Annotated in this window: 22 protein-coding genes; 18 read left to right on the top strand and 4 right to left on the bottom strand. The window is 60.9% G+C overall.

All coding sequences use genetic code 11. The features are described 5' to 3' along the window. The first annotated feature begins 20 nt into the window (after positions 1-20). From ccoN (AF70_RS01320) to AF70_RS01235, 18 genes are all read left to right on the top strand, one after another. The gene (gene ccoN / locus AF70_RS01320; RefSeq protein ID WP_007942213.1) at positions 21-1,445 is read left to right on the top strand and encodes a cytochrome-c oxidase, cbb3-type subunit I; all 1,425 of its coding nucleotides are present in this window, start codon (positions 21-23) and stop codon (positions 1,443-1,445) included. Between the two features lie 10 nt (positions 1,446-1,455). Beyond that, positions 1,456-2,064 carry a cytochrome-c oxidase, cbb3-type subunit II gene (gene ccoO / locus AF70_RS01315; protein ID WP_007942211.1) on the top strand — a complete coding sequence of 203 codons (609 nt, stop codon included), beginning with the start codon at positions 1,456-1,458 and terminating at the stop codon, positions 2,062-2,064. Between the two features lie 3 nt (positions 2,065-2,067). Further along, the gene (locus AF70_RS01310; protein WP_018925303.1) at positions 2,068-2,268 is read left to right on the top strand and encodes a cbb3-type cytochrome c oxidase subunit 3; all 201 of its coding nucleotides are present in this window, start codon (positions 2,068-2,070) and stop codon (positions 2,266-2,268) included. Beyond that, positions 2,265-3,218: a cytochrome-c oxidase, cbb3-type subunit III gene (gene ccoP / locus AF70_RS01305; RefSeq protein ID WP_019579902.1), complete on the top strand. Its 954-nt coding sequence runs from the start codon at positions 2,265-2,267 to the stop codon at positions 3,216-3,218. The genes AF70_RS01310 and ccoP (AF70_RS01305) overlap by 4 nt, the downstream gene beginning before the upstream one ends. Positions 3,219-3,700: 482 nt before the next feature. Further along, a complete protein-coding gene (gene ccoN / locus AF70_RS01300; protein ID WP_019579901.1) occupies positions 3,701-5,143 on the top strand; it encodes a cytochrome-c oxidase, cbb3-type subunit I in 1,443 nt (480 codons plus the stop codon). Continuing rightward, positions 5,143-5,751 (top strand): cytochrome-c oxidase, cbb3-type subunit II, encoded by a 609-nt coding sequence (gene ccoO / locus AF70_RS01295; protein WP_018925301.1) that lies wholly within the window; start codon positions 5,143-5,145, stop codon positions 5,749-5,751. Before ccoN (AF70_RS01300) ends, ccoO (AF70_RS01295) begins: the two co-directional genes overlap by 1 nt. Positions 5,752-5,756: 5 nt before the next feature. After that, complete coding sequence (locus AF70_RS01290; RefSeq protein WP_003175465.1) at positions 5,757-5,942, top strand: CcoQ/FixQ family Cbb3-type cytochrome c oxidase assembly chaperone; 186 nt, start codon at positions 5,757-5,759, stop codon at positions 5,940-5,942. Then, on the top strand, positions 5,939-6,922 hold the full coding sequence (gene ccoP / locus AF70_RS01285; protein WP_018925300.1) for a cytochrome-c oxidase, cbb3-type subunit III: 984 nt from the start codon (positions 5,939-5,941) through the stop codon (positions 6,920-6,922). Before AF70_RS01290 ends, ccoP (AF70_RS01285) begins: the two co-directional genes overlap by 4 nt. Positions 6,923-7,105: 183 nt before the next feature. Next, positions 7,106-7,360: a type II toxin-antitoxin system Phd/YefM family antitoxin gene (locus AF70_RS01280; RefSeq protein ID WP_026331761.1), complete on the top strand. Its 255-nt coding sequence runs from the start codon at positions 7,106-7,108 to the stop codon at positions 7,358-7,360. Continuing rightward, a complete protein-coding gene (locus AF70_RS01275; RefSeq protein ID WP_028941155.1) occupies positions 7,360-7,770 on the top strand; it encodes a type II toxin-antitoxin system VapC family toxin in 411 nt (136 codons plus the stop codon). The genes AF70_RS01280 and AF70_RS01275 overlap by 1 nt, the downstream gene beginning before the upstream one ends. A gap of 205 nt (positions 7,771-7,975) precedes the next feature. Then, complete coding sequence (gene ccoG, locus AF70_RS01270) at positions 7,976-9,391, top strand: cytochrome c oxidase accessory protein CcoG (RefSeq protein ID WP_028941154.1); 1,416 nt, start codon at positions 7,976-7,978, stop codon at positions 9,389-9,391. Positions 9,392-9,402: 11 nt separating this feature from the next. Continuing rightward, positions 9,403-9,942 carry a FixH family protein gene (locus AF70_RS01265; RefSeq protein ID WP_019579898.1) on the top strand — a complete coding sequence of 180 codons (540 nt, stop codon included), beginning with the start codon at positions 9,403-9,405 and terminating at the stop codon, positions 9,940-9,942. 187 nt (positions 9,943-10,129) lie between these two features. Further along, positions 10,130-12,580, top strand: coding sequence for a heavy metal translocating P-type ATPase (locus AF70_RS01260; RefSeq protein ID WP_028941152.1), 2,451 nt, complete (start codon positions 10,130-10,132; stop codon positions 12,578-12,580). A 21-nt stretch (positions 12,581-12,601) separates the two neighbouring features. Next, entirely contained in the window at positions 12,602-12,820 is a 219-nt protein-coding gene (ccoS, locus tag AF70_RS01255; RefSeq protein WP_007933363.1) for a cbb3-type cytochrome oxidase assembly protein CcoS, read from the top strand. Next, the gene (locus tag AF70_RS01250; RefSeq protein WP_028941151.1) at positions 12,813-13,496 is read left to right on the top strand and encodes a sulfite exporter TauE/SafE family protein; all 684 of its coding nucleotides are present in this window, start codon (positions 12,813-12,815) and stop codon (positions 13,494-13,496) included. Before ccoS ends, AF70_RS01250 begins: the two co-directional genes overlap by 8 nt. A 249-nt stretch (positions 13,497-13,745) precedes the next feature. Further along, positions 13,746-15,128 (top strand): oxygen-independent coproporphyrinogen III oxidase, encoded by a 1,383-nt coding sequence (hemN, locus tag AF70_RS01245; protein WP_028941150.1) that lies wholly within the window; start codon positions 13,746-13,748, stop codon positions 15,126-15,128. Positions 15,129-15,278: 150 nt separating this feature from the next. Further along, positions 15,279-16,013, top strand: a complete 735-nt coding sequence (fnr, locus tag AF70_RS01240) for a fumarate/nitrate reduction transcriptional regulator Fnr (RefSeq protein ID WP_019579894.1) — start codon at positions 15,279-15,281, stop codon at positions 16,011-16,013. A gap of 78 nt (positions 16,014-16,091) precedes the next feature. After that, positions 16,092-16,640, top strand: coding sequence for an adenine phosphoribosyltransferase (locus AF70_RS01235; protein ID WP_019579893.1), 549 nt, complete (start codon positions 16,092-16,094; stop codon positions 16,638-16,640). Positions 16,641-16,703: 63 nt separating this feature from the next. Here AF70_RS01235 and AF70_RS01230 read toward each other — a convergent pair whose 3' ends face one another. From AF70_RS01230 to dnaX, 4 genes are all read right to left on the bottom strand, one after another. Next, positions 16,704-17,852, bottom strand: coding sequence for an acyl-CoA dehydrogenase family protein (locus AF70_RS01230; RefSeq protein ID WP_028941149.1), 1,149 nt, complete (start codon positions 17,850-17,852; stop codon positions 16,704-16,706). Between the two features lie 75 nt (positions 17,853-17,927). Beyond that, positions 17,928-18,530 (bottom strand): recombination mediator RecR, encoded by a 603-nt coding sequence (gene recR, locus AF70_RS01225; RefSeq protein ID WP_007933351.1) that lies wholly within the window; start codon positions 18,528-18,530, stop codon positions 17,928-17,930. 289 nt (positions 18,531-18,819) lie between these two features. Then, positions 18,820-19,158 carry a YbaB/EbfC family nucleoid-associated protein gene (locus tag AF70_RS01220; RefSeq protein WP_007933349.1) on the bottom strand — a complete coding sequence of 113 codons (339 nt, stop codon included), beginning with the start codon at positions 19,156-19,158 and terminating at the stop codon, positions 18,820-18,822. Positions 19,159-19,225: 67 nt separating this feature from the next. Beyond that, positions 19,226-21,313, bottom strand: coding sequence for a DNA polymerase III subunit gamma/tau (gene dnaX / locus AF70_RS01215; protein ID WP_028941148.1), 2,088 nt, complete (start codon positions 21,311-21,313; stop codon positions 19,226-19,228). Positions 21,314-21,344: the final 31 nt, after the last annotated feature.

The following is a 21,344-nucleotide window of genomic DNA, read 5'->3' as shown; positions in this document are numbered from 1 at the left end:
TGAACCGTGGATGGGGAACCATGAACACTTCTATCAGTACCGCCTACAACTACAAGGTGGTCCGCCAATTCGCCATTATGACGGTGGTGTGGGGCATCGTCGGCATGGGGCTCGGGGTTTTTCTCGCCGCCCAGTTGGTCTGGCCCGAACTCAACTTCAATCTGCCATGGACCAGTTTCGGCCGGTTGCGCCCGCTGCACACCAACGCGGTGATCTTCGCCTTCGGCGGCTGCGCGTTGTTCGCCAGTTCGTTCTACTCGGTACAGCGTACCTGCCAGACTCGATTGTTTGCGCCGAAAATCGCCGCGTTCTGCTTCTGGGGCTGGCAACTGGTGATCCTGTTGGCGGCGATCAGCCTGCCGCTGGGTTACACCAGTTCCAAGGAATACGCCGAACTGGAATGGCCGATCGACATCCTGATCACCATCGTCTGGGTGGCTTACGCCATCGTGTTCTTCGGCACGATCATGCAGCGCAAGACCAAGCACATCTATGTCGGTAACTGGTTCTTCGGTGGATTCATCATCACCGTGGCAATCCTGCATATCGTCAACAACCTGGAATTGCCGGTGAGTCTGACCAAGTCCTACTCGCTGTACTCCGGTGCGACCGATGCCATGGTGCAGTGGTGGTACGGCCACAACGCCGTAGGATTTTTCCTCACCGCCGGTTTCCTCGGGATGATGTACTACTTCGTGCCGAAACAGGCCGAACGCCCGGTGTATTCCTATCGCTTGTCGATCGTGCACTTCTGGGCGCTGATCACCCTGTACATCTGGGCCGGTCCCCACCACTTGCACTACACCGCGCTGCCGGACTGGGCACAATCGCTGGGCATGGTGATGTCGCTGATCCTGCTGGCGCCCAGCTGGGGCGGGATGATCAACGGCATGATGACCCTGTCGGGTGCCTGGCATAAGTTGCGCAGCGACCCGATCCTGCGTTTCCTCGTGGTGTCCCTGGCGTTCTACGGCATGTCGACCTTCGAAGGGCCGATGATGGCGATCAAGACGGTCAACGCCCTCTCCCACTACACCGACTGGACCATCGGCCACGTTCACGCCGGCGCGCTCGGCTGGGTGGCGATGATTTCCATCGGTGCGCTGTATCACATGATCCCGAAAGTCTTCGGCCGCGAGCAGATGCACAGCATCGGCCTGATCAACGCGCACTTCTGGCTCGCCACCATCGGCACCGTGCTGTACATCGCCTCGATGTGGGTCAACGGCATCGCCCAGGGCCTGATGTGGCGCGCAGTCAACGAGGACGGCACGCTGACCTACTCCTTCGTCGAAACCCTGGTGGCCAGCCATCCTGGCTTCATCGTGCGACTGGTGGGCGGCGCGATCTTCCTCAGCGGCATGCTGCTGATGGCTTACAACACCTGGCGCACCGTGCGGGCCTCGCAGCCTGCCGAAGCCGTCGCTGCCGCGCAGATCGCCTGAGGAGTCCGCCATGAAACACGAAACAATCGAGAAAAACGTCGGCCTGTTGATGTTGCTGATGGTGTTCGCCGTGAGCATCGGCGGCCTGACCCAGATCGTCCCGCTGTTCTTCCAGGACGTGACCAATAAACCGGTGGAAGGCATGAAGCCCTACACCGCGCTGCAACTGGAAGGTCGCGACATCTACATCCGCGAAGGCTGCGTCGGTTGCCACTCGCAGATGATCCGCCCGTTCCGCGCCGAAACCGAACGCTACGGCCATTACTCGGTGGCCGGGGAAAGCGTGTGGGATCACCCGTTCCTCTGGGGCTCCAAGCGCACCGGCCCGGACCTGGCGCGAGTCGGCGGGCGCTACTCCGAAGACTGGCACCGCGCGCACTTGTACAACCCGCGCAACGTGGTGCCGGAATCGAAGATGCCGGCGTATCCATGGCTGGTGGCCAACCCGCTCGACAGCAGCCACACCGAAACCAAGATCCGCGCCATGCGCACCCTCGGCGTGCCGTACACCGACGAAGACATTGCAGGCTCGGTCGCTTCGCTCAAGGGCAAGACCGAGATGGACGCGCTGGTTGCCTACCTGCAAGTGCTCGGCACTGCCATCAAGAGCAAGAGGTGAGTCATGGTCATTGATATGAGCACAGGCCTGATCCGCGGCCTCGGCACAGTCGTGGTGTTCGTGGCCTTCGTCGGTCTGACACTGTGGGTGTTCAACAGCAAGCGCAATCCGCAATTCGCCGAAGCGCGCCTGCTGCCGTTCGCTGACGAGCCGCAACCCGAAACTACCCAAGAATCTGCAACAACAAGGAGCGCCCGGCCATGACCACCTTCTGGAGTGCGTGGATCTGCGTACTGACCATCGGCAGCCTGATCGGCCTGACCTGGCTGCTGATCGGCACCCGCCGCGGCGAAACCAAGGGCAGCGTCGACCAGACCATGGGCCACAGCTTCGACGGCATCGAGGAGTACGACAACCCGCTGCCGCAGTGGTGGTTCATGCTGTTCGCCGGCACCCTGGTGTTCTCGGTCGGCTACCTGATTCTTTATCCGGGCCTGGGCAACTGGAAAGGCATATTGCCCGGTTATGAAAACGGCTGGACCGGCGTGCACGAATGGGAAAAGGAGATGAGCAAGGCGGACGCCAAATTCGGGCCGATCTTCGCCAAATTCGCGGCAATGCCGGTGGAAGAAGTAGCGAAAGACCCGCAAGCGCTGAAAATGGGCGGCCGCCTGTTCGCCTCCAACTGCTCGGTGTGCCACGGCTCGGATGCCAAGGGCGCGTTCGGTTTTCCCAACCTGGCTGACAGCGATTGGCGCTGGGGCGGCAATGCCGAGACCATCAAGACCACCATCATGGGTGGCCGGATGGCGGCCATGCCGGCCTGGGGTGAAGTGTTGGGTGAGACCGGGGTGAAGAACGTCGCCGCGTACGTGCGTCACGAATTGGCCGGCCTGCCGCTGCCGGCCGACAGTGGTGCCGACGTGCAAGCCGGACAGCAACTGTTCAGCACCACCTGCGTAGCCTGTCATGGGGCAAACGGCCAGGGCACTGAAGCCATGGGCGCGCCGAATCTGACGCACCCGGCCGGTTTTATCTATGGCACCAGCCTGGCGCAACTGCAACAGACTATTCGCCACGGCCGCCAGGGCCATATGCCAGCGCAAAACGAACTGCTGGGCAACGACAAGGTGCAATTGCTGGCCGCTTATGTGTACAGCTTGTCCCACGGAGTCGGCACCGAGCGTTTGCAGGCACAAGGCAAAAGCGAATAATTTTTGACCGCTCTGCTGCCGCATTCTGCGGAATGCGGCAGTTCCCTGCCTCTTTGCGACCCATTGTCGCACCCTCCCGTTCCCCTTCCTTTCGGTTCACCAGATTCGGGTCTAAGCTTCCTCGGTGCGGACTGGCATGAGTCGGTTCCAGGTCGATTTTACCCGATGTGTTCGACGATTCTGTTCGATGACAGGCCGCAAAGGCTGGTAGATACCGGCTGTCGCGCAAATTGCCGTCTGTCCCTCGATCGTTGCGTTTGAACACACCCCGTTACATCTGACTTGAACCCCTCGCCTTTTTCATCCGCTGCGACATTTTGTCAGAGGGCAATTTTGTCCTTACGCGGCGCATGGAAAGGCCGCAGAATCAGGTTTTGAAAGCATTGACCCAGGTCATGGCGCGTTGCAATGACCCCCCGCTTTCTCCATACTTGCGGCCGATTTTTACTCCTAATAAAACACCCAAACCGTGGAACCTTAGAATGAGCACAGCAATCAGTCCGACTGCTTATAACTATAAGGTAGTCCGCCAGTTCGCCATCATGACGGTGGTCTGGGGGATCCTTGGCATGGGGCTTGGTGTCTTCATCGCCTCACAGCTCGTATGGCCGGAATTGAACTTCGGTCTGCCGTGGACGACTTTTGGACGCTTACGCCCGTTGCACACCAACCTGGTGATTTTCGCCTTCGGTGGTTGTGCTCTGTTTGCCACTTCTTATTACGTCGTGCAGCGAACCTGCCAAACGCGACTGATCTCCGACAGCCTCGCGGCCTTCACCTTCTGGGGTTGGCAAGCGGTGATCGTCGGCGCGATCGTGACCTTGCCGATGGGTTTCACCACCACCAAGGAATACGCGGAACTGGAATGGCCCCTGGCTATTCTGCTGGCCATCGTCTGGGTCACCTACGGTCTGGTGTTCTTCGGCACCATCGTCAAGCGCAAGACCAAGCACATCTATGTCGGTAACTGGTTCTACGGTGCCTTCATCGTCGTGACCGCGATGCTGCACATCGTCAACCACATGTCGCTGCCGGTCAGCCTGTTCAAGTCCTACTCGGCCTACTCGGGTGCGACCGACGCGATGATCCAGTGGTGGTACGGCCACAACGCCGTGGGATTCTTCCTGACCACTGGCTTCCTGGGGATGATGTACTACTTCGTGCCGAAACAGGCCGAGCGTCCGATCTACTCCTATCGCCTGTCGATCGTGCACTTCTGGGCGCTGATCACCCTGTACATCTGGGCCGGTCCGCACCACTTGCACTACACCGCACTGCCGGACTGGGCTCAGTCCCTGGGCATGGCGATGTCGATCATCCTGCTGGCTCCGAGCTGGGGCGGCATGATCAACGGCATGATGACCCTGTCGGGCGCCTGGCATAAGCTGCGCACCGACCCGATCCTGCGTTTCCTGGTCGTGTCGCTGGCGTTCTACGGCATGTCGACCTTCGAAGGCCCGATGATGGCCATCAAGACCGTCAACTCGCTCTCGCACTACACCGACTGGACCATCGGCCACGTACACGCCGGCGCCTTGGGTTGGGTAGCGATGATCTCGATCGGCGCCATCTACCACATGATCCCGAAACTGTTCGGCCGTGCACAAATGCACAGCACCGGCCTGATCAACGCGCACTTCTGGCTCGCGACCATCGGTACCGTGTTGTACATCGCTTCGATGTGGGTCAACGGCATCACCCAGGGCCTGATGTGGCGTGCAATCAACGACGACGGCACCCTCACCTACTCGTTCGTGGAAGCGCTGCAAGCCAGCCACCCTGGTTTCATCGTTCGTGCCCTGGGCGGCGCGTTCTTTGCCAGCGGCATGCTGTTGATGGCCTACAACGTGTTCCGTACCGTTCGTGCCTCGGACCCGGCTGAAGCTGAAGCCGCCGCCAAGATTGCTGTAGTTGGAGCTCACTGATGAAGCATGAAGCAGTCGAGAAGAATATTGGCCTGCTGGCCTTCTTCATGGTTATCGCCGTCAGCATCGGCGGCCTGACCCAGATCGTTCCGCTGTTTTTCCAGGACGTCACCAACAAGCCGGTCGAAGGCATGAAGCCTCGTACCGCCCTTGAACTGGAAGGCCGTGACATCTACATCGCCAACGGTTGTGTCGGCTGCCACTCGCAGATGATCCGCCCGTTCCGTGCTGAAACCGAACGCTACGGCCACTACTCGGTCGCCGGTGAAAGCGTCTGGGATCACCCGTTCCTGTGGGGTTCCAAGCGTACCGGTCCGGACCTGGCCCGTGTCGGCGGTCGTTACTCCGATGACTGGCAGCGTGCGCACTTGTACAACCCGCGCAACGTGGTGCCCGAGTCGAAAATGCCAGCTTACCCGTTCCTCGTGGAAAACAAGCTCGACGGCAAAGACACCGCCAAGAAAATGGAAGTCTTGCGCACGCTCGGCGTCCCTTACACCGACGAAGACATCGCCGGCGCCAAGGATGCTGTGAAGGGCAAAACCGAAATGGACGCGCTGGTGGCCTATCTGCAAGGCCTGGGCACCATCATCAAAAGCAAACGGTGATTTAGATGGATATCGGGATGATTCGTGGCCTGGGCACCGTTGTTGTGATGGTGGCCTTCATCGGTCTGGCGTTGTGGGTATTCAGTCCCAAGCGCAAGTCGGAGTTTGAAGACGCGACCTTGCTGCCTTTCGCGGATGATCCCGAAGCCATCAAGCACGTCGAGCAAGCTTCTAGGAGTAACAAAGAATGACTACGTTCTGGAGTCTGTACGTCACAGTCCTCAGTCTCGGCACCATCTTCGCCCTGACCTGGCTGCTGCTGTCCACCCGCAAGGGCCAGCGCGCCGAGCAGACCGACGAGACGGTCGGCCACTCCTTCGACGGGATCGAGGAGTACGACAACCCACTGCCGAAATGGTGGTTCATGCTGTTCGTGGGCACCATCATCTTCGCCCTTGGCTATCTGGTCCTGTACCCGGGCCTGGGTAACTGGAAAGGCCTGTTGCCAGGTTACAACTACCTGGATAACGAGAAGCAGACCGCGTTCGCCAACGGCCAGACCGGCTGGACCGGCGTTCACGAGTGGGAAAAGGAAATGGCCAGGTCGGACGCCAAGTTCGGCCCGATCTTCGCCAAGTTCGCTTCCATGCCAATCGAAGAAGTCGCCAAGGACCCGCAAGCCCTGAAGATGGGTGGCCGCCTGTTCGCCTCCAACTGCTCGGTCTGCCACGGTTCCGACGCCAAGGGCGCTTATGGCTTCCCTAACCTGACCGACGCCGACTGGCGCTGGGGCGGTGAAGCGGCAACCATCAAGACCACCATCATGGGCGGCCGTCACGCCGTGATGCCGGCCTGGGCCGAAGTGATCGGTGAACAAGGCGTCAGCGACGTTGCCGCTTACGTATTGACCAGCCTCGATGGCCGCAAACTGCCGGAAGGCGCCAAGGCTGACCCGGTTGCCGGCCAGAAGCTGTTCGCTGCCAACTGCGTGGCTTGCCACGGTCCGGAAGGCAAAGGCACCCCGGCCATGGGCGCCCCTAACCTGACTCACCCGGCAGCGTTCATCTACGGTTCGAGCTTCGCTCAACTGCAGCAGACCATCCGTTACGGCCGTCAGGGCCAGATGCCTGCGCAAGAACAGCTGCAAGGCAACGACAAGGTTCACCTGCTGGCCGCTTACGTCTACAGCCTCTCTCACGGTGAGAAAGCGCCGGTGGCAGACGCCCAGTAAGGCAAACGCTCGATGCAAACAAAACGGCCCCGCCAATGAGAATTGGCGGGGCCGTTTTGTTTTCAACACAATCATGCCTGCCCCCTACCGACCAGTGGTAGCAGCCCCGTCATCCATGAGGTTGCGATACGACCTACCGAGTAGTAACGTTTCTACAAAGCACTTTCAAGAGGGTCAGCCATGATGGCCATCACCACCATTTCCAGCCGTGAATTCAATCAGGACACAAGTAGTGCCAAAAAAGCCACGCGTCAGGGGCCGGTTATCATCACCGACCGTGGCAAGCCTGCTCACGTACTGCTAAGCATTGAGGAGTACCAAAAACTGACTGGCATAAACGCCAACATCGTCGATCTGTTGGTGATGCCAGAAGCAGCCGACATCGAATTCGAAACCGAGCGCGCCGTGATCATTCATCGCCCCGTGGACTTGTCCTGATGTTTCTACTCGACACCAACGTGATTTCTGAACTACGCAAACCCCAGGCTGATGTAAATGTCGTCGCCTGGGCTAAAAGTATCATCGCGCCACGCATGTTTATTTCGGCCATTACCTTGAAGGAACTGGAGACAGGGGTATTACGAATGGAGCGACGTGACCCCGCGCAAGGGAAGGTTTTGCGTGCGTGGCTGAAGCGACATGTCATTCCGGCCTTCGATGCCAGAATCTTGCCGGTCGACGCCGCTGTGGCGCTACGCTGTGCCAGCCTGCATGTTCCGGACCGCGCCAACGAAAGCCACGCACTGATCGCAGCGACCGCGCTGGTTCATGGCCTTACAGTGGTCACCCGTAACATCAGCGATTTTCAATCCAGTGGTGTTGCCCTGATCAATCCATGGGCCGATTGAGCGCCGACACTCGCGTAACCGTCCATAATTCACAAGTCAATTGATTCAAGTCATTACACTGTCAGTTGATTTCCACCAACGTGACCAAAGGTCGCACCCTTGAGTTAGAGCTACAGGCGTATCATTGCGCCACTGCAACACCTCTTTTTGACCGCGGTCGGCACGTACTGACCGGGGCATTTTTCCACTGCCGTGGGATGCAATGATGAGCAATCAGATTCCGGTACACGACGTCACTCCACCCGCCAAGAACGCGAACAACAGCGTCGACCTCTACGCCTCTCGAGAAAAGATCTACACCCGCGCCTTCACCGGTCTGTTCCGCAACTTGCGGATGACGGGTGGTGCCGCACTGTTTCTGCTGTATTTCGGCACGGTGTGGCTGAGCTGGGGCGGTCATCAGGCCGTCTGGTGGAACCTGCCGGAGCGTAAGTTCTTCATTTTTGGCGCGACCTTCTGGCCCCAGGACTTCATCCTGCTCTCGGGCATTCTGATCATCAGCGCCTTCGGCCTGTTCTTCATTACCGTGTATGCCGGTCGGGTCTGGTGCGGCTACACCTGCCCGCAAAGCGTCTGGACCTGGATTTTCATGTGGTGCGAAAAGGTCACCGAAGGCGACCGCAACCAGCGCATCAAGCTCGACAAGGCGCCGATGAGCGCCAACAAATTCCTGCGCAAATTCAGCAAGCACACGATGTGGCTGCTGATCGGTTTCGTGACCGGCATGACCTTCGTCGGCTACTTCTCACCGATTCGTGAACTGGTGATCGACTTCTTCACCGGTGAAGCCGATGGCTGGTCGTATTTCTGGGTCGGTTTCTTCACCCTCGCCACCTACGGCAACGCCGGCTGGCTACGCGAACAGGTGTGCATTTACATGTGCCCGTACGCCCGCTTCCAGAGCGTGATGTTCGACAAGGACACGCTGATCGTCTCCTACGATCCGCGCCGTGGCGAAGGCCGTGGCCCGCGCAAGAAAGGCATCGACTACAAGGCTCAGGGCCTGGGCGATTGCATCGACTGCACCATGTGCGTCCAGGTCTGCCCCACCGGCATCGACATCCGCGACGGCCTGCAAATCGAATGCATTGGCTGCGCGGCCTGCATCGACGCCTGCGACAGCATCATGGACAAGATGGATTACCCGCGTGGCCTGATCAGCTACACCACTGAGCACAACCTGTCGGGGCAAAAAACCCATAAACTGCGCCCGCGCCTGATCGGCTATGCCCTGGTGTTGCTGACCATGATCGCGTTGCTGGTGACCGCGTTCTTCATGCGCTCGCTGGTCGGTTTTGATGTCAGCAAAGACCGCGTGCTGTATCGCGAAAACGCCGAAGGCCGGATCGAAAACGTCTACAGCCTGAAGATCATGAACAAGGACCAGCGCGACCACACCTACGTGCTGGAAGCCACCGGCCTGCCGGACCTCAAGCTGCAAGGCAAGCGCGAGATCAAAGTCGCCGCCGGGGAAATTTTCAGCCAGCCGGTCGAGTTGTCCAGCTCGCCGGAGCAACTGCCGTCGAGCACCAACGAGGTGAAATTCATCCTCAAGGATGCCGATGACGCCAGCGTCCACGTTGAAGCCAAGAGCCGATTCATCGGCCCACAAATTCGTTGAGAGAAGTGATCATGCCCGCAGCAACTGCCGCAAGTCCCTGGTACAAGCACCTTTGGCCGTGGATCATTATCGCCATCCTGGCCTGCTCGGTGACCTTGACCCTGTCGATGGTGACCATCGCGGTGAATCACCCGGACAACCTGGTCAATGACAACTATTACGAGGCCGGCAAAGGCATCAATCGCTCCCTGGACCGGGAACTGCTGGCCCAGACCCTGCAACTGCGAGCCAGCGTGCACCTGGATGAGCTGACCGGCGAAGTCGACCTGCGCCTGAGCGGCAACAGCCAACCGAAAACCCTTGAGCTGAATCTGATTTCGCCGACCCAGCCAGAGAAGGATCGCAAGATCACCCTGGCCCGCAGCGAAACTGAACAGGGCCGCTACATTGGCCAGTTGAGCGACAAGGTCGAAGGCCGCCGCTTCGTCGAATTGCTGGGTGTGCAGGATGACAAGACCTGGCGCATGTTCGAAGAAGAACAGGTCAGCCATGCCAAGGATCTGTTGCTCGGTGATGAGCCGTTGCAAGGTGCCGAAGACCTGAAGAAATAGTCACAACGATCTCCTGTGGCGAGCGGGCTTGCCCGCGTTCGGTTGCGCAGCAGCCGCAAGTTGTCTACTCGATCTATCGAGAAGTTCGCGCTGACTGTCTTTGGGACCGTTGCGCGGTCCAACGGGGGCAAGCCCCCTCGCCACAGAGGCCTTTGGGCCTGCCACAATGGTTTTCATGGCAACAAACATGACCACTCCAATCCCCTGCTACCACTGCGCCCTGCCCGTCCCGGCCGGTAGCCGCTTCACCGCCGCTGTCCTCGGGGATACCCGCGAATTCTGCTGCCCGGGTTGCCAGGCGGTGGCCGAGGCCATCGTGGCCGGTGGGCTGGAAAGTTATTACCAGCATCGCAGCGAAGCCTCGGCCAACCCCGAAGCCTTGCCGGTGCAGTTGGTCGACGAGTTGGCGCTGTATGATCGCGCCGATGTGCAGCAACCCTTTGTCCGCCACGAAGGCGAACTCGCCGAAACCACCCTGTTGATGGAAGGCATCAGCTGCGCCGCCTGCGGCTGGCTGATCGAAAAGCATCTTCGCAGCCTGCCGGCGGTGGCCGAAGCACGTCTGAACCTGTCCAACCATCGCCTGCACGTGCGCTGGGCCGACGCGCAATTGCCGTTAAGCCAGTTGCTCAGCGAATTGCGCCACATCGGTTACGCCGCTCACCCTTATCAGGCCGACCGTGCCAGCGAACAACTGGCCAGCGAAAACCGTCTGGCCCTGCGCCAACTCGGGGTCGCCGGGTTGCTGTGGTTCCAGGCGATGATGGCGACCATGGCCACCTGGCCGGAATTCAACATTGACCTCAGCCCCGAACTGCACACCATCCTGCGTTGGGTCGCGTTGTTTCTCACCACGCCGATCGTGTTCTACAGCTGCGCGCCCTTCTTCAAAGGGGCGATGCGCGATCTGCGCACCCGGCACCTGACGATGGACGTCTCGGTGTCACTGGCAATTGGCAGTGCCTATATCGCCGGGATCTGGACCTCGATCACCGGGGTCGGCGAGTTGTATTTCGATGCGGTGGGAATGTTTGCGCTGTTCCTGCTGGCTGGGCGCTACCTGGAACGCCGTGCCCGGGAGCGAACCGCCGCCGCGACCGCACAACTGGTCAATCTGTTGCCCGCCTCCTGCCTGCGGCTGAGTGCGGACGGCCAGAGCGAGCGGATTCTGCTCAGCGAGTTACGCGTGGGCGATCAGGTGTTGGTGCACCCCGGTGCGATTCTTCCGGCCGACGGCAAGATCCTTGACGGTCAGTCGAGCATTGACGAATCCCTGCTCACCGGCGAATACCTGCCGCAACCACGAACCCTGGGTGACGCAGTCACCGCCGGCACCTTGAACGTCGAGGGTGCGTTGACCGTGGAGGTCCTGGCGCTGGGTCAGGACACGCGCCTGTCGGCCATCGTCCGCCTGCTGGATCGCGCCCAGGCCGAAAAGCCGCGGCTGGCGGAAATCGCCGACCGCGCCGCGCAATGGTTCTTGCTGCTGACGCTTATCGCAGTGGCCGCCATCGGCCTGCTCTGGTGGGAGCTGGATTCATCGCGAGCGTTCTGGATTGTCCTGGCGATGCTGGTTGCGACCTGCCCGTGCGCCTTGTCCCTGGCCACGCCTACCGCCCTCACCGCTGCCACCGGCACACTGCACAAACTCGGTTTGCTGCTGACGCGCGGCCATGTACTGGAAGGCCTGAACCAGATCGACACGGTGATTTTCGACAAGACCGGCACCCTCACCGAAGGTCGGCTGGCCTTGCGTTCGATCCGGCCGCTTGGGGCACTGGCCAGCGATCAATGCCTGAGCCTCGCCGCCGCCCTGGAAAACCGTTCCGAACACCCGATCGCCCGGGCTTTTGGCCGCGCGCCGCTGGCTGCCGAAGAAGTCCACAGCACGCCGGGCCTGGGCCTTGAAGGCTTGGTCGGCGCGCAACGCCTGCGCATTGGCCAACCGGGTTTTGTCTGCGAGCTCAGCGGTGCTCAAGTGCCGATGATGCCCGATGAACCCGGCCAATGGCTGCTGCTCGGCGACAGCCAGGGACCGCTGGCGTGGTTTGTCCTCGATGACCGTTTGCGCGCCGACGCCCCCGCCCTGCTGGCGGCATGCAAGGCTCGCGGCTGGCGCACCTTGCTGCTGTCCGGCGACAGCTCGCCGATGGTCGCCAGCGTCGCCGCCGAACTGGGCATCGACGAGGCCCGTGGCGGTTTGCGTCCGGACGATAAATTGCAGGTGCTGCAACAGCTGCACCAGGAAGGTCGCAAGGTGTTGATGCTCGGCGACGGGGTCAACGACGTGCCGGTGCTGGCCGCCGCCGACATCAGCGTGGCGATGGGCTCGGCCACCGATCTGGCGAAAACCAGTGCCGACGCGGTGTTGCTGTCAAACCGCCTCGACGCGCTGGTGCAAGCCTTCAGCCTGGCCCGTCGCACCCGTCGGGTCATCATCGAGAACTTGCTGTGGGCAGCGCTGTACAATGGCCTCATGTTGCCATTCGCCGCCCTCGGCTGGATCACTCCGGTGTGGGCCGCGGTCGGCATGTCCATCAGTTCGTTGACCGTGGTGTTGAATGCTTTGCGCCTGACTCGCCTGCCGAGCGCGCCTGCCGCCAGCGCCACGCCAGAAACCCGCCCGCTGCCGGCCTAGCCGCGCGGGCATGGAGTCCAGATGCCAGCTCTCTACGTGATGATCCCGGCCGCGCTGCTGATCGTGGCCATCGCTATCTACATCTTCTTCTGGGCGGTCGACAGCGGTCAGTACGACGACCTCGACGGCCCGGCCCACAGCATCCTGTTCGATGACCAGGACCCGAAGCACACGGCAGCGGTCGACGAAGCCAGCGGCCATCCGGCCAAACCGGACGACAAGGCGCCACCCCATGCTTGAGTTGGCGCCACTGCTGGTATCTGCGCTGATCCTCGGCCTGCTCGGTGGCGGCCATTGCCTGGGCATGTGCGGCGGTTTGATGGGCGCGTTGACCCTGGCGATCCCCAAGGAACAGCGCAGCCGACGCTTGCGCTTGCTGCTGGCCTACAATCTGGGGCGGATTCTCAGCTACGCCGCGGCCGGCCTGCTGATCGGCCTGGCTGGATGGGCCGTGGCCAATAGCCCGGCGGCGATGTTCATGCGCATCCTCGCCGGATTGCTGCTGATCACCATGGGGCTGTACCTGGCCGGCTGGTGGAGCGGCTTGACCCGCATCGAAAGCCTCGGTCGCGGCCTGTGGCGGCATATCCAGCCGGTGGCCAACACACTGTTGCCAGTGTCGAGCCTGCCCCGCGCCTTGCTGCTCGGCGCGCTGTGGGGCTGGCTGCCGTGCGGGCTGGTTTACAGCACATTGCTGTGGTCGGCGAGTCAGGGGAATGCGCTGGACAGTGCGTTGCTGATGCTGGCGTTTGGGTTGGGCACCTGGCCAGTACTGCTCGCCACAGGCCTGGCGGCCGAGCGGGTCACGGCGTTGTTGCGTAAACGCAGCGTGCGCATGACCGGCGGCTTGTTGGTGATGGTGTTCGGCATCTGGACCTTGCCGGGGCCGCATCAGCATTGGCTCATGGGGCATTAGATCAACGCGCCCCTTGTAGCAGCTGCCGAAGGCTGCGTTCGGCGGCGAAGCCGTCGTAAACCATTCACCTCAACATTTCAGGTATACCGGGTAGCCGTTCTTGCGAGGACTTCGTCCTCGAACGCAGCCTTCGGCAGCTGCTACAAAAGTGCGGCGCACATCCAATCACCGTTGATGCAAATCAAGATGCCGCAACGTCGCAGCCCCTAGACTCGCCGACACTGCCAGCCTATCCGGGGGAATGCCCGCATGCTCGACGCCATTCGTTGGGACACAGATCTGATCCGCCGTTACGACCTGGCGGGGCCACGCTATACCTCGTATCCGACGGCCGTACAATTTGACAGCCAGGTCGGCACCTTCGACCTGTTTCATGCCCTGCGCGACAGCCGCAAGGCGCTGCGGCCGTTATCCCTCTATGTGCACGTGCCGTTCTGCGCGAACATTTGCTACTACTGCGCCTGCAACAAAGTCATTACCAAGGACCGCGGCCGCGCCCTGCCCTATTTGCAGCGCCTGGAACAGGAAATCCAGCTGATCGCCTGCCACCTCGACCCCATGCAAAAAGTCGAGCAACTGCATTTCGGCGGCGGCACACCGACCTTTCTCAGCCACGATGAACTGCGTCAGCTGATGGCCCGGCTGCGCAAGCATTTCAATCTGCTGGACGACGATTCCGGCGACTACGGCATCGAGATCGACCCGCGCGAGGCCGACTGGTCGACCATGGGCCTGCTCCGGGAACTGGGCTTCAACCGGGTCAGCATCGGCCTGCAAGACCTTGACCCGGCGGTACAGCGGGCGGTCAATCGCCTGCAAAGCCTGGAAGAAACCCGCGCGGTGATCGACGCCGCCCGAACTCTGCAATATCGCTCGATCAACATCGATCTGATCTACGGCCTGCCCAAGCAGACGCCCGAGAACTTCGCCCGCACCGTCGACGAAGTCATCAACCTGCAACCGGACCGGCTCTCGGTGTTCAACTACGCCCATCTGCCAGAGCGCTTCATGCCGCAACGGCGGATCAACAGCAACGATCTACCGGAACCGGCGCAGAAGCTGGAAATGCTCCAGCGCACCATCGAACAACTGACGGCCGCCGGTTACCGCTACATCGGCATGGACCACTTCGCCCTGCCCGATGATGAACTGGCGATTGCCCAGGAAGAGTCGACCTTGCAACGCAACTTCCAGGGCTACACCACCCACGGTCATTGCGACTTGATCGGTCTGGGGGTATCGGCCATCAGCCAGATCGGTGACCTGTACTGCCAGAACAGCAGCGACCTGACCCAGTACCAGAACGCTTTGGCGTCCGCGCAACTGGCCACCAACCGTGGCCTGCTGTGCAATGCCGACGATCGCTTGCGCAGAGCGGTGATTCAGCAACTGATTTGCCATTTCAACCTGGAATTCGCGGAAATCGAGCAGGCCTTCAATATCGATTTTCGGGGTTACTTCGGCGAACTCTGGCCACAGCTGCAGGACATGGCCGAGGACGGATTGATCGAGTTGAACAATGAAAGAATCACCGTACTGCCCGCAGGCCGGCTGCTGGTGCGCTCGGTGTGCATGGTGTTCGATGCATACCTGGAACACAGCAATCGCCAGCGTTTCTCACGCGTGATTTAGGGGGGGCGCTCTCAATTAGTTTCCCCGCCGCGCCGGGGAAACTAATTGAGAACACCCCCTTGAGGATAAATTGTCGCAGGCTGGCCCGAATGTCCTCCGGTGGGGTACCCTTACGGCTTATGTGTGTTTTTTCCCACAAGGATTAAAGAAATGTCCGAGCCAGTAAAACTGCGCGCTCATAACCAGGCCCATTGCAAGGATTGCAGCCTGGCCCCTCTCTGCCTGCCACTTTCTCTGAATCTGGAAGACATGGATGCGCTGGACGATATCGTCAAACGTGGTCGCCCGCTGAAAAAAGGCGAATTCCTGTTTCGCCAGGGCGACACGTTCGATTCCGTTTATGCAGTACGCTCCGGCGCCCTGAAGACCTTCAGCCTGAGCGATGGCGGCGAAGAACAACTCACCGGTTTCCATTTGCCCAGTGAACTGGTCGGCCTGTCGGGCATGGACACCGAACAGCATCCGGTCTCGGCGCAAGCCCTGGAAACCACTTCGGTGTGCGAGATCCCGTTCGAGCGCCTCGACGAACTGGCCCTGCAACTGCCACAACTGCGCCGCCAGTTGATGCGCGTGATGAGCCGCGAGATTCGTGACGATCAGCAAATGATGTTGCTGCTGTCGAAGAAGACCGCCGACGAGCGCATTGCTACTTTCCTGGTCAACCTGTCGGCCCGTTTCCGCGCCCGGGGCTTCTCGGCCAATCAGTTCCGGTTGAGCATGTCGCGCAACGAAATCGGCAATTACCTGGGCCTGGCGGTGGAAACCGTGTCTCGGGTGTTCACCCGCTTCCAGCAAAACGAACTGATCGCCGCCGAGGGCAAGGAAGTGCACATCCTCGACCCGATCCAGCTCTGCGCCCTGGCCGGTGGCTCGATCGAAGGTTGACCCTTTAACGGTGGCTGAGCGAAACGGTTCAGCCGCCGTTATACTGCGACGTTTGCAGCCCGCCAGGACACTTCGACGATGGTCTTCGACTCCTTCGACATCAAATCCCTGATCCGCCCCGTGATCGACTTTCCCAAGCCGGGCGTGATCTTTCGCGACATCACCCCGCTGTTCCAGTCGCCCACGGCCCTGCGCCTGGTGATGGACAGCTTTGCCCATCGCTACGTCGAGGCCGACTTCACCCACATCGGTGCCATGGACGCGCGCGGGTTCCTGATCGGTTCGATATTGGCGTATCAGCTGAACAAGCCATTGGTGTTGTTCCGCAAGCAGGGCAAATTGCCTGCCGACGTGCTGGCCGAAGGTTACGCGACCGAATACGGCGAAGCCTTCCTTGAAGTCCACGCCGACAGCCTGTGCGAGGGGGATTCGGTGGTGCTGTTCGATGACCTGATCGCCACCGGCGGCACGCTGATTGCGGCGGCCAACCTGGTTCGGCGCATGGGCGCGCGGGTGCATGAAGCGGCGGCGATCATTGACTTGCCGGAGCTGGGTGGTTCGCAACGGCTGGAAGACATGGGGATTGCGACTTTCTGTCTGACGCAGTTTGCGTTGAGCGATAAGTAAGCGGCGTCTGGAAGGACGCCTTCACGGGCTTGCCCGCGATGGCGTCAGTTGCCATACCGCCAACTACAGCCCCATCTGCTTGCTGATAATCTCGTTCATCACTTCTCGCGTCCCGCCGCCAATCGACAGAATCCGGTTATCGCGGTACAGCCGCTCCACCAGGCTTTCACGCATGTAACCCAATCCCCCCAGAATCTGCACCGCATCGGTGGTAATGCGATCCGCCGTGTCTGTAGCGAAATTCTTCGCCATGGAAATCTCTTTGATCACACTCTGCCCGGCCGCCATTTTCGCCGCCTGGCGGTAGGTGAATTCCCGAGACACCTCCAATGCCGTGGCCATTTCCGCGAGGCGGTGCTTGAGCACCTGGAACTTGCCGATGGGTTTACCGAAAGCTTCACGCTGACCAGCCCATTTCAGGCTCTCCTCCAGCGCCAACTGCGCGGTCATGTTGGCCATCAGCGCCAGAGCCAGACGCTCGCTCTGGAAGTTGCCCATGATGCAGGCAAAGCCCCCGTTTTCGGCACCGATCAAATGGCTGGCCGGCACCCGGCAATCATCGAAAAACAGCTCGGCGGTGTCGGACGCCCACCAGCCCATTTTCTTCAACTGACGACCGACGGTGAAACCCGGCGTGCCCTTCTCGATCAGTAGCAAACTGATGCCGCCGAACCCCGGCTCGCCGGTGCGCACCGCCACGGTGTAGACATCCGCGCGAACGCCGCTGGTAATGAAGGTTTTGCTGCCGCTGACCCGGTAGAAGTCGCCATCACGCACGGCGCGGGTTTGCAGGTTGGCGACGTCGGAGCCACCGCTGGGCTCGGTGACGGCCAAGGCGCTGATTTTCTCGCCCGCCAGCACCTGAGGTACTACGCGATCGCGAACTTCGGGCCTGGCCCACTTGAGGATCGGCGGCAGGCCGATGTCCAGCGAGCCCAACCCTGCGACCAGACCACCGGAACCGCAGCGCATCAGCTCTTCACTGGCGGCGATCTTGGCGAACACATCGCCTTCATGGCTACCGCCGAAGGCTTCGGGATAGCCGATGCCCAGAATCCCCGCCGCGCCGGCCTTGAGGTAGAGCTCACGAGGGAAGCTTTCGGCTTCTTCCCACTGATCGATGTCCGGAAGAATCTCGCGCTCGACGAAACGTCTGACGCTGTCGCGGACCAATTGGTGGCTGGGGTCGAAGTATTCCTGGAAGACAGGCATCGGCGAACTCCACTGAAGGTTCAGCGAAGTTAACCGAGCGCTTGCTTGGTTTTCAAGTGAGGATTGAAGATGCGGTTACAGCGAAATCGGCTTACGCCCGGCAAACGAATGCGCCAATGTCCCGCCATCCACCAGTTCCAGCTCGCCACCCAACGGCACGCCGTGGGCAATGCGTGAGGCAATCAGGCCCTTGTTACTGAGCAACTGGGCGATGTAATGCGCCGTGGCCTCGCCTTCCACCGTCGGGTTGGTGGCGAGGATGACTTCGGTAAACGTGCCCGCCTCTTCGATCCGCGCCATCAGTTGTGGAATGCCGATGGCTTCCGGCCCCAATCCGTCCAGAGGCGACAAGTGGCCCTTGAGCACAAAGTAGCGACCGCGGAAACCGGTCTGCTCCACCGCGTACACGTCCATCGGACCTTCCACCACACACAGCAAGGTGTCGTCGCGGCGTGGATCGGCGCATTGCGGGCACAGATCGTCTTCGGTCAGCGTGCGGCACAAACGGCAGTGGCCCACCCCTTCCATGGCCTGGCTCAGCGCCTGGGCCAGTCGCGAACCGCCGCTGCGATCGCGCTCAAGCAGTTGCAACGCCATGCGCTGGGCAGTTTTCTGACCCACACCCGGCAAAATTCGCAGGGCATCGATCAGTTGGCGAATCAAAGGGCTGAAGCTCATGGGGAAAAGTCCGACATAACAACGAGACGCGGTTTATACCCGCGCCTCTGTTTAGCGTCAAATAGCAGCGCCAATTACCCTGTGGCGAGGGGGCTTGCCCCCGTTGGCTCGCGAAGCGGGCCCAGCATCAAAAACTGTATTGACTGATTTAACGACTGCTGCGCAGCCGAACGGGGCGGTGCGGCGTTCCGACAAGCCCCCTCGCCACAGGGTAAACCGCGGGCAGAAACAAAAATGCCAGGCGCGATGCCTGGCATTTTTTTTAACCCATCCGACGCGCGTTGGCGAATCAGAATGGCAATTTCATACCCGGTGGCAGTTGCATGCCAGCGGTCATGCTGCCCATTTTGTCCTGGCTGTTGGCTTCGATCTTGCGCACGGCATCGTTGACGGCGGCGGCGAATACAGCCTCCAGCATCTCTTTGTCGTCTTCGCTCAGGCCTTCGACCAGGCTTGGGTCGATGGTCACGCGCTTGACGTCGTGACGACCGGTCATTACCACGGTGACCATATCGCCACCGGCCTTACCGGTGACTTCGGCGTTGGCCAGCTCTTCCTGCATCTTGGCCATTTTTTCCTGCATCTGCTGCGCCTGCTTCATCAGGCCGGCCATGCCACCTTTCATCATGGGAATCACCTCAAAAGTACTTGGATAAAAACAGCGCCCGGCGAGTGCGGCCAAGCGCCTTCAGTTATTAGCCCTGACTGACCAGGACCTCGACAGGTTCAATAGTATCGTGACGGACCACCGCTCCGAACTGCTGCATCATTTGCTGGATGAACGGATCGCCATGGATCGACTCTTCGGCCTCGCGCTGACGGTCGGCACGACGCCGGGACGCTGCCTGGGCCGGGGTTTCCTGCTCAGGCTTGATCAGCTCGATGCTCAGGGTCAGCGTGCGCCCGTGGTGCTGGTTCAGCGCATCGTTGAGACGACGTTGTTGCGTCGCGTTGAACAAGGCGCTGTGAGCCGGGTCCAGATGCAACAGCCAATTGTCGCCATCGACGGCGATCAGCGTGCAGTTGGCGGCGATGCTGCCGGTCATGCCGGACACCGGCAATTTCGGGAACAACTCCAGCCATTGCAGGGCCAGGCCGGTGGCCGGCATCGCGGCCGGTTCAGGCTCGGGCTGCGCCGCAGGTTCGGCGGTGTGCTCACTGGCCAGATCGTCGAGGTAGCTGTAGGCCGAATCCATGTCCGGCTCGATGTAGTCCTCGTCCAGCGGCGGTTCGTCATCCAGGTCGATGCCTGGTGTGGCGGCATCGACTTCGGCCACGGACGGTTCCGGAATCGGCGCAGCGGCCCACTCAGGTGCATCCGGCACCACGCTGTCCGGCGTCGGCATGGGCATCGGTGGTAATTCGGGTTGTTCGCCGGCCGTCTCCAGCACCGGCTCGACGGCGGGCAGCTGGACAACCTCAGGCTCTACCGGATCGTTCCAGGGCAGATCGACGACTTCTTCGACCGCTACGGGCTCGACCACTGGCTCGGGCTCAGGCACGACCACCGGCGCGACGGGTTCAGGCGCAACGGCCGGGACAGGTGCTGGTGCAACCACGGGCGCCACTGGAACCGGTGCCACGGCCGCAGCGACTACCGGCGCAACAATCGGCGCGGCAGCCACTGAGTTTGCGGAATCAACTGTGGCCTGGCTGATCCCCACTGGCTTTAGCGGTTGCCTCGGAGCGTCCTCGGTGTCTGCCGGCCTGAATGCGAGCATTCGCAGCAGGACCATTTCGAAACCGCCGCGCGGATCCGGTGCCAGCGGCAAATCCCGGCGACCAATCAGGCCCATCTGGTAATAGAACTGCACATCTTCGGCCGGCAGTGCCTGGGCCAGTGCCAATACGCGATCACGGTCGCCATGGCCGTTGTCGACACCTTCAGGCAGGGCCTGGGCGATGGCAACACGGTGCAACACGTTGAGAATTTCCGAGAGCACGCCGTTCCAGTCCGGGCCTTGCTCGGCCAGATGGCGCACGGCTTCGAGCAACGCCTTGGCGTCGCCTTCGATCAGCGCATGCAGGACGTCGTAGACCTGGCCGTGATCGAGGGTGCCGAGCATCGCCCGCACGTCGGCGGCCAGAACCTTGCCTTCACCGAAGGCGATGGCCTGGTCGGTCAGGCTCATGGCATCGCGCATCGAACCGTCGGCGGCGCGACCCAGCAGCCACAGCGCATCGTCTTCGAACGGTACGTTCTCGACGCTCAGCACATGGCTCAGATGCTCGACCACCCGCTCAGGGGTCATGTTCTTCAGGGAGAACTGCAGGCACCGCGAGAGAATCGTTGCAGGAAGTTTCTGCGGATCGGTGGTAGCCAGGATGAACTTGACGTAGGGCGGCGGCTCTTCGAGGGTTTTCAACAGCGCATTGAAGGAATGGCTGGAAAGCATGTGCACTTCGTCGATCAGGTAGACCTTGAAGCGCCCGCGGCTCGGCGCGTACTGCACGTTGTCGAGCAGTTCGCGGGTGTCTTCGACCTTGGTCCGGCTCGCGGCGTCGATCTCGATCAGGTCGACGAAGCGGCCTTCATCGATTTCGCGGCACACCGAGCACTCGCCACAGGGCGTCGAAGTGATACCTGTTTCACAATTCAGGCATTTGGCGATGATCCGCGCGATGGTGGTCTTGCCGACCCCGCGGGTACCGGTAAACAGGTAGGCGTGGTGCAGCCGCTGGCTGTCCAAGGCATTGATCAGAGCCTTGAGCACATGGGTCTGGCCGACCATTTCGCGGAACGAGCGCGGACGCCATTTACGTGCAAGAACCTGATAACTCATCGAAAACCGTCGCAGCGAAGGAAGCAGAAGC

Source organism: Pseudomonas sp. KD5, assembly GCF_012932895.1.
GTDB lineage: Bacteria > Pseudomonadota > Gammaproteobacteria > Pseudomonadales > Pseudomonadaceae > Aquipseudomonas.
The sequence above is the reverse complement of the archived record's forward strand: the minus strand, read 5'-3'. Positions and strand labels throughout refer to the sequence as shown.

Excerpts from the sequence above, each read along its gene's own strand:
- ccoN (WP_007942213.1), top strand. The coding sequence starts at position 21 with ATGAACACTTCTATCAGTACCGCCTACAACTACAAGGTGGTCCGCCAA.
- ccoO (WP_007942211.1), top strand. The coding sequence starts at position 1,456 with ATGAAACACGAAACAATCGAGAAAAACGTCGGCCTGTTGATGTTGCTG.
- AF70_RS01310 (WP_018925303.1), top strand. The coding sequence starts at position 2,068 with ATGGTCATTGATATGAGCACAGGCCTGATCCGCGGCCTCGGCACAGTC.
- ccoP (WP_019579902.1), top strand. The coding sequence starts at position 2,265 with ATGACCACCTTCTGGAGTGCGTGGATCTGCGTACTGACCATCGGCAGC.
- ccoN (WP_019579901.1), top strand. The coding sequence starts at position 3,701 with ATGAGCACAGCAATCAGTCCGACTGCTTATAACTATAAGGTAGTCCGC.
- ccoO (WP_018925301.1), top strand. The coding sequence starts at position 5,143 with ATGAAGCATGAAGCAGTCGAGAAGAATATTGGCCTGCTGGCCTTCTTC.
- AF70_RS01290 (WP_003175465.1), top strand. The coding sequence starts at position 5,757 with ATGGATATCGGGATGATTCGTGGCCTGGGCACCGTTGTTGTGATGGTG.
- ccoP (WP_018925300.1), top strand. The coding sequence starts at position 5,939 with ATGACTACGTTCTGGAGTCTGTACGTCACAGTCCTCAGTCTCGGCACC.
- AF70_RS01280 (WP_026331761.1), top strand. The coding sequence starts at position 7,106 with ATGGCCATCACCACCATTTCCAGCCGTGAATTCAATCAGGACACAAGT.
- AF70_RS01275 (WP_028941155.1), top strand. The coding sequence starts at position 7,360 with ATGTTTCTACTCGACACCAACGTGATTTCTGAACTACGCAAACCCCAG.
- ccoG (WP_028941154.1), top strand. The coding sequence starts at position 7,976 with ATGAGCAATCAGATTCCGGTACACGACGTCACTCCACCCGCCAAGAAC.
- AF70_RS01265 (WP_019579898.1), top strand. The coding sequence starts at position 9,403 with ATGCCCGCAGCAACTGCCGCAAGTCCCTGGTACAAGCACCTTTGGCCG.
- AF70_RS01260 (WP_028941152.1), top strand. The coding sequence starts at position 10,130 with ATGACCACTCCAATCCCCTGCTACCACTGCGCCCTGCCCGTCCCGGCC.
- ccoS (WP_007933363.1), top strand. The coding sequence starts at position 12,602 with ATGCCAGCTCTCTACGTGATGATCCCGGCCGCGCTGCTGATCGTGGCC.
- AF70_RS01250 (WP_028941151.1), top strand. The coding sequence starts at position 12,813 with ATGCTTGAGTTGGCGCCACTGCTGGTATCTGCGCTGATCCTCGGCCTG.
- hemN (WP_028941150.1), top strand. The coding sequence starts at position 13,746 with ATGCTCGACGCCATTCGTTGGGACACAGATCTGATCCGCCGTTACGAC.
- fnr (WP_019579894.1), top strand. The coding sequence starts at position 15,279 with ATGTCCGAGCCAGTAAAACTGCGCGCTCATAACCAGGCCCATTGCAAG.
- AF70_RS01235 (WP_019579893.1), top strand. The coding sequence starts at position 16,092 with ATGGTCTTCGACTCCTTCGACATCAAATCCCTGATCCGCCCCGTGATC.
- AF70_RS01230 (WP_028941149.1), bottom strand. The coding sequence starts at position 17,852 with ATGCCTGTCTTCCAGGAATACTTCGACCCCAGCCACCAATTGGTCCGC.
- recR (WP_007933351.1), bottom strand. The coding sequence starts at position 18,530 with ATGAGCTTCAGCCCTTTGATTCGCCAACTGATCGATGCCCTGCGAATT.
- AF70_RS01220 (WP_007933349.1), bottom strand. The coding sequence starts at position 19,158 with ATGATGAAAGGTGGCATGGCCGGCCTGATGAAGCAGGCGCAGCAGATG.
- dnaX (WP_028941148.1), bottom strand. The coding sequence starts at position 21,313 with ATGAGTTATCAGGTTCTTGCACGTAAATGGCGTCCGCGCTCGTTCCGC.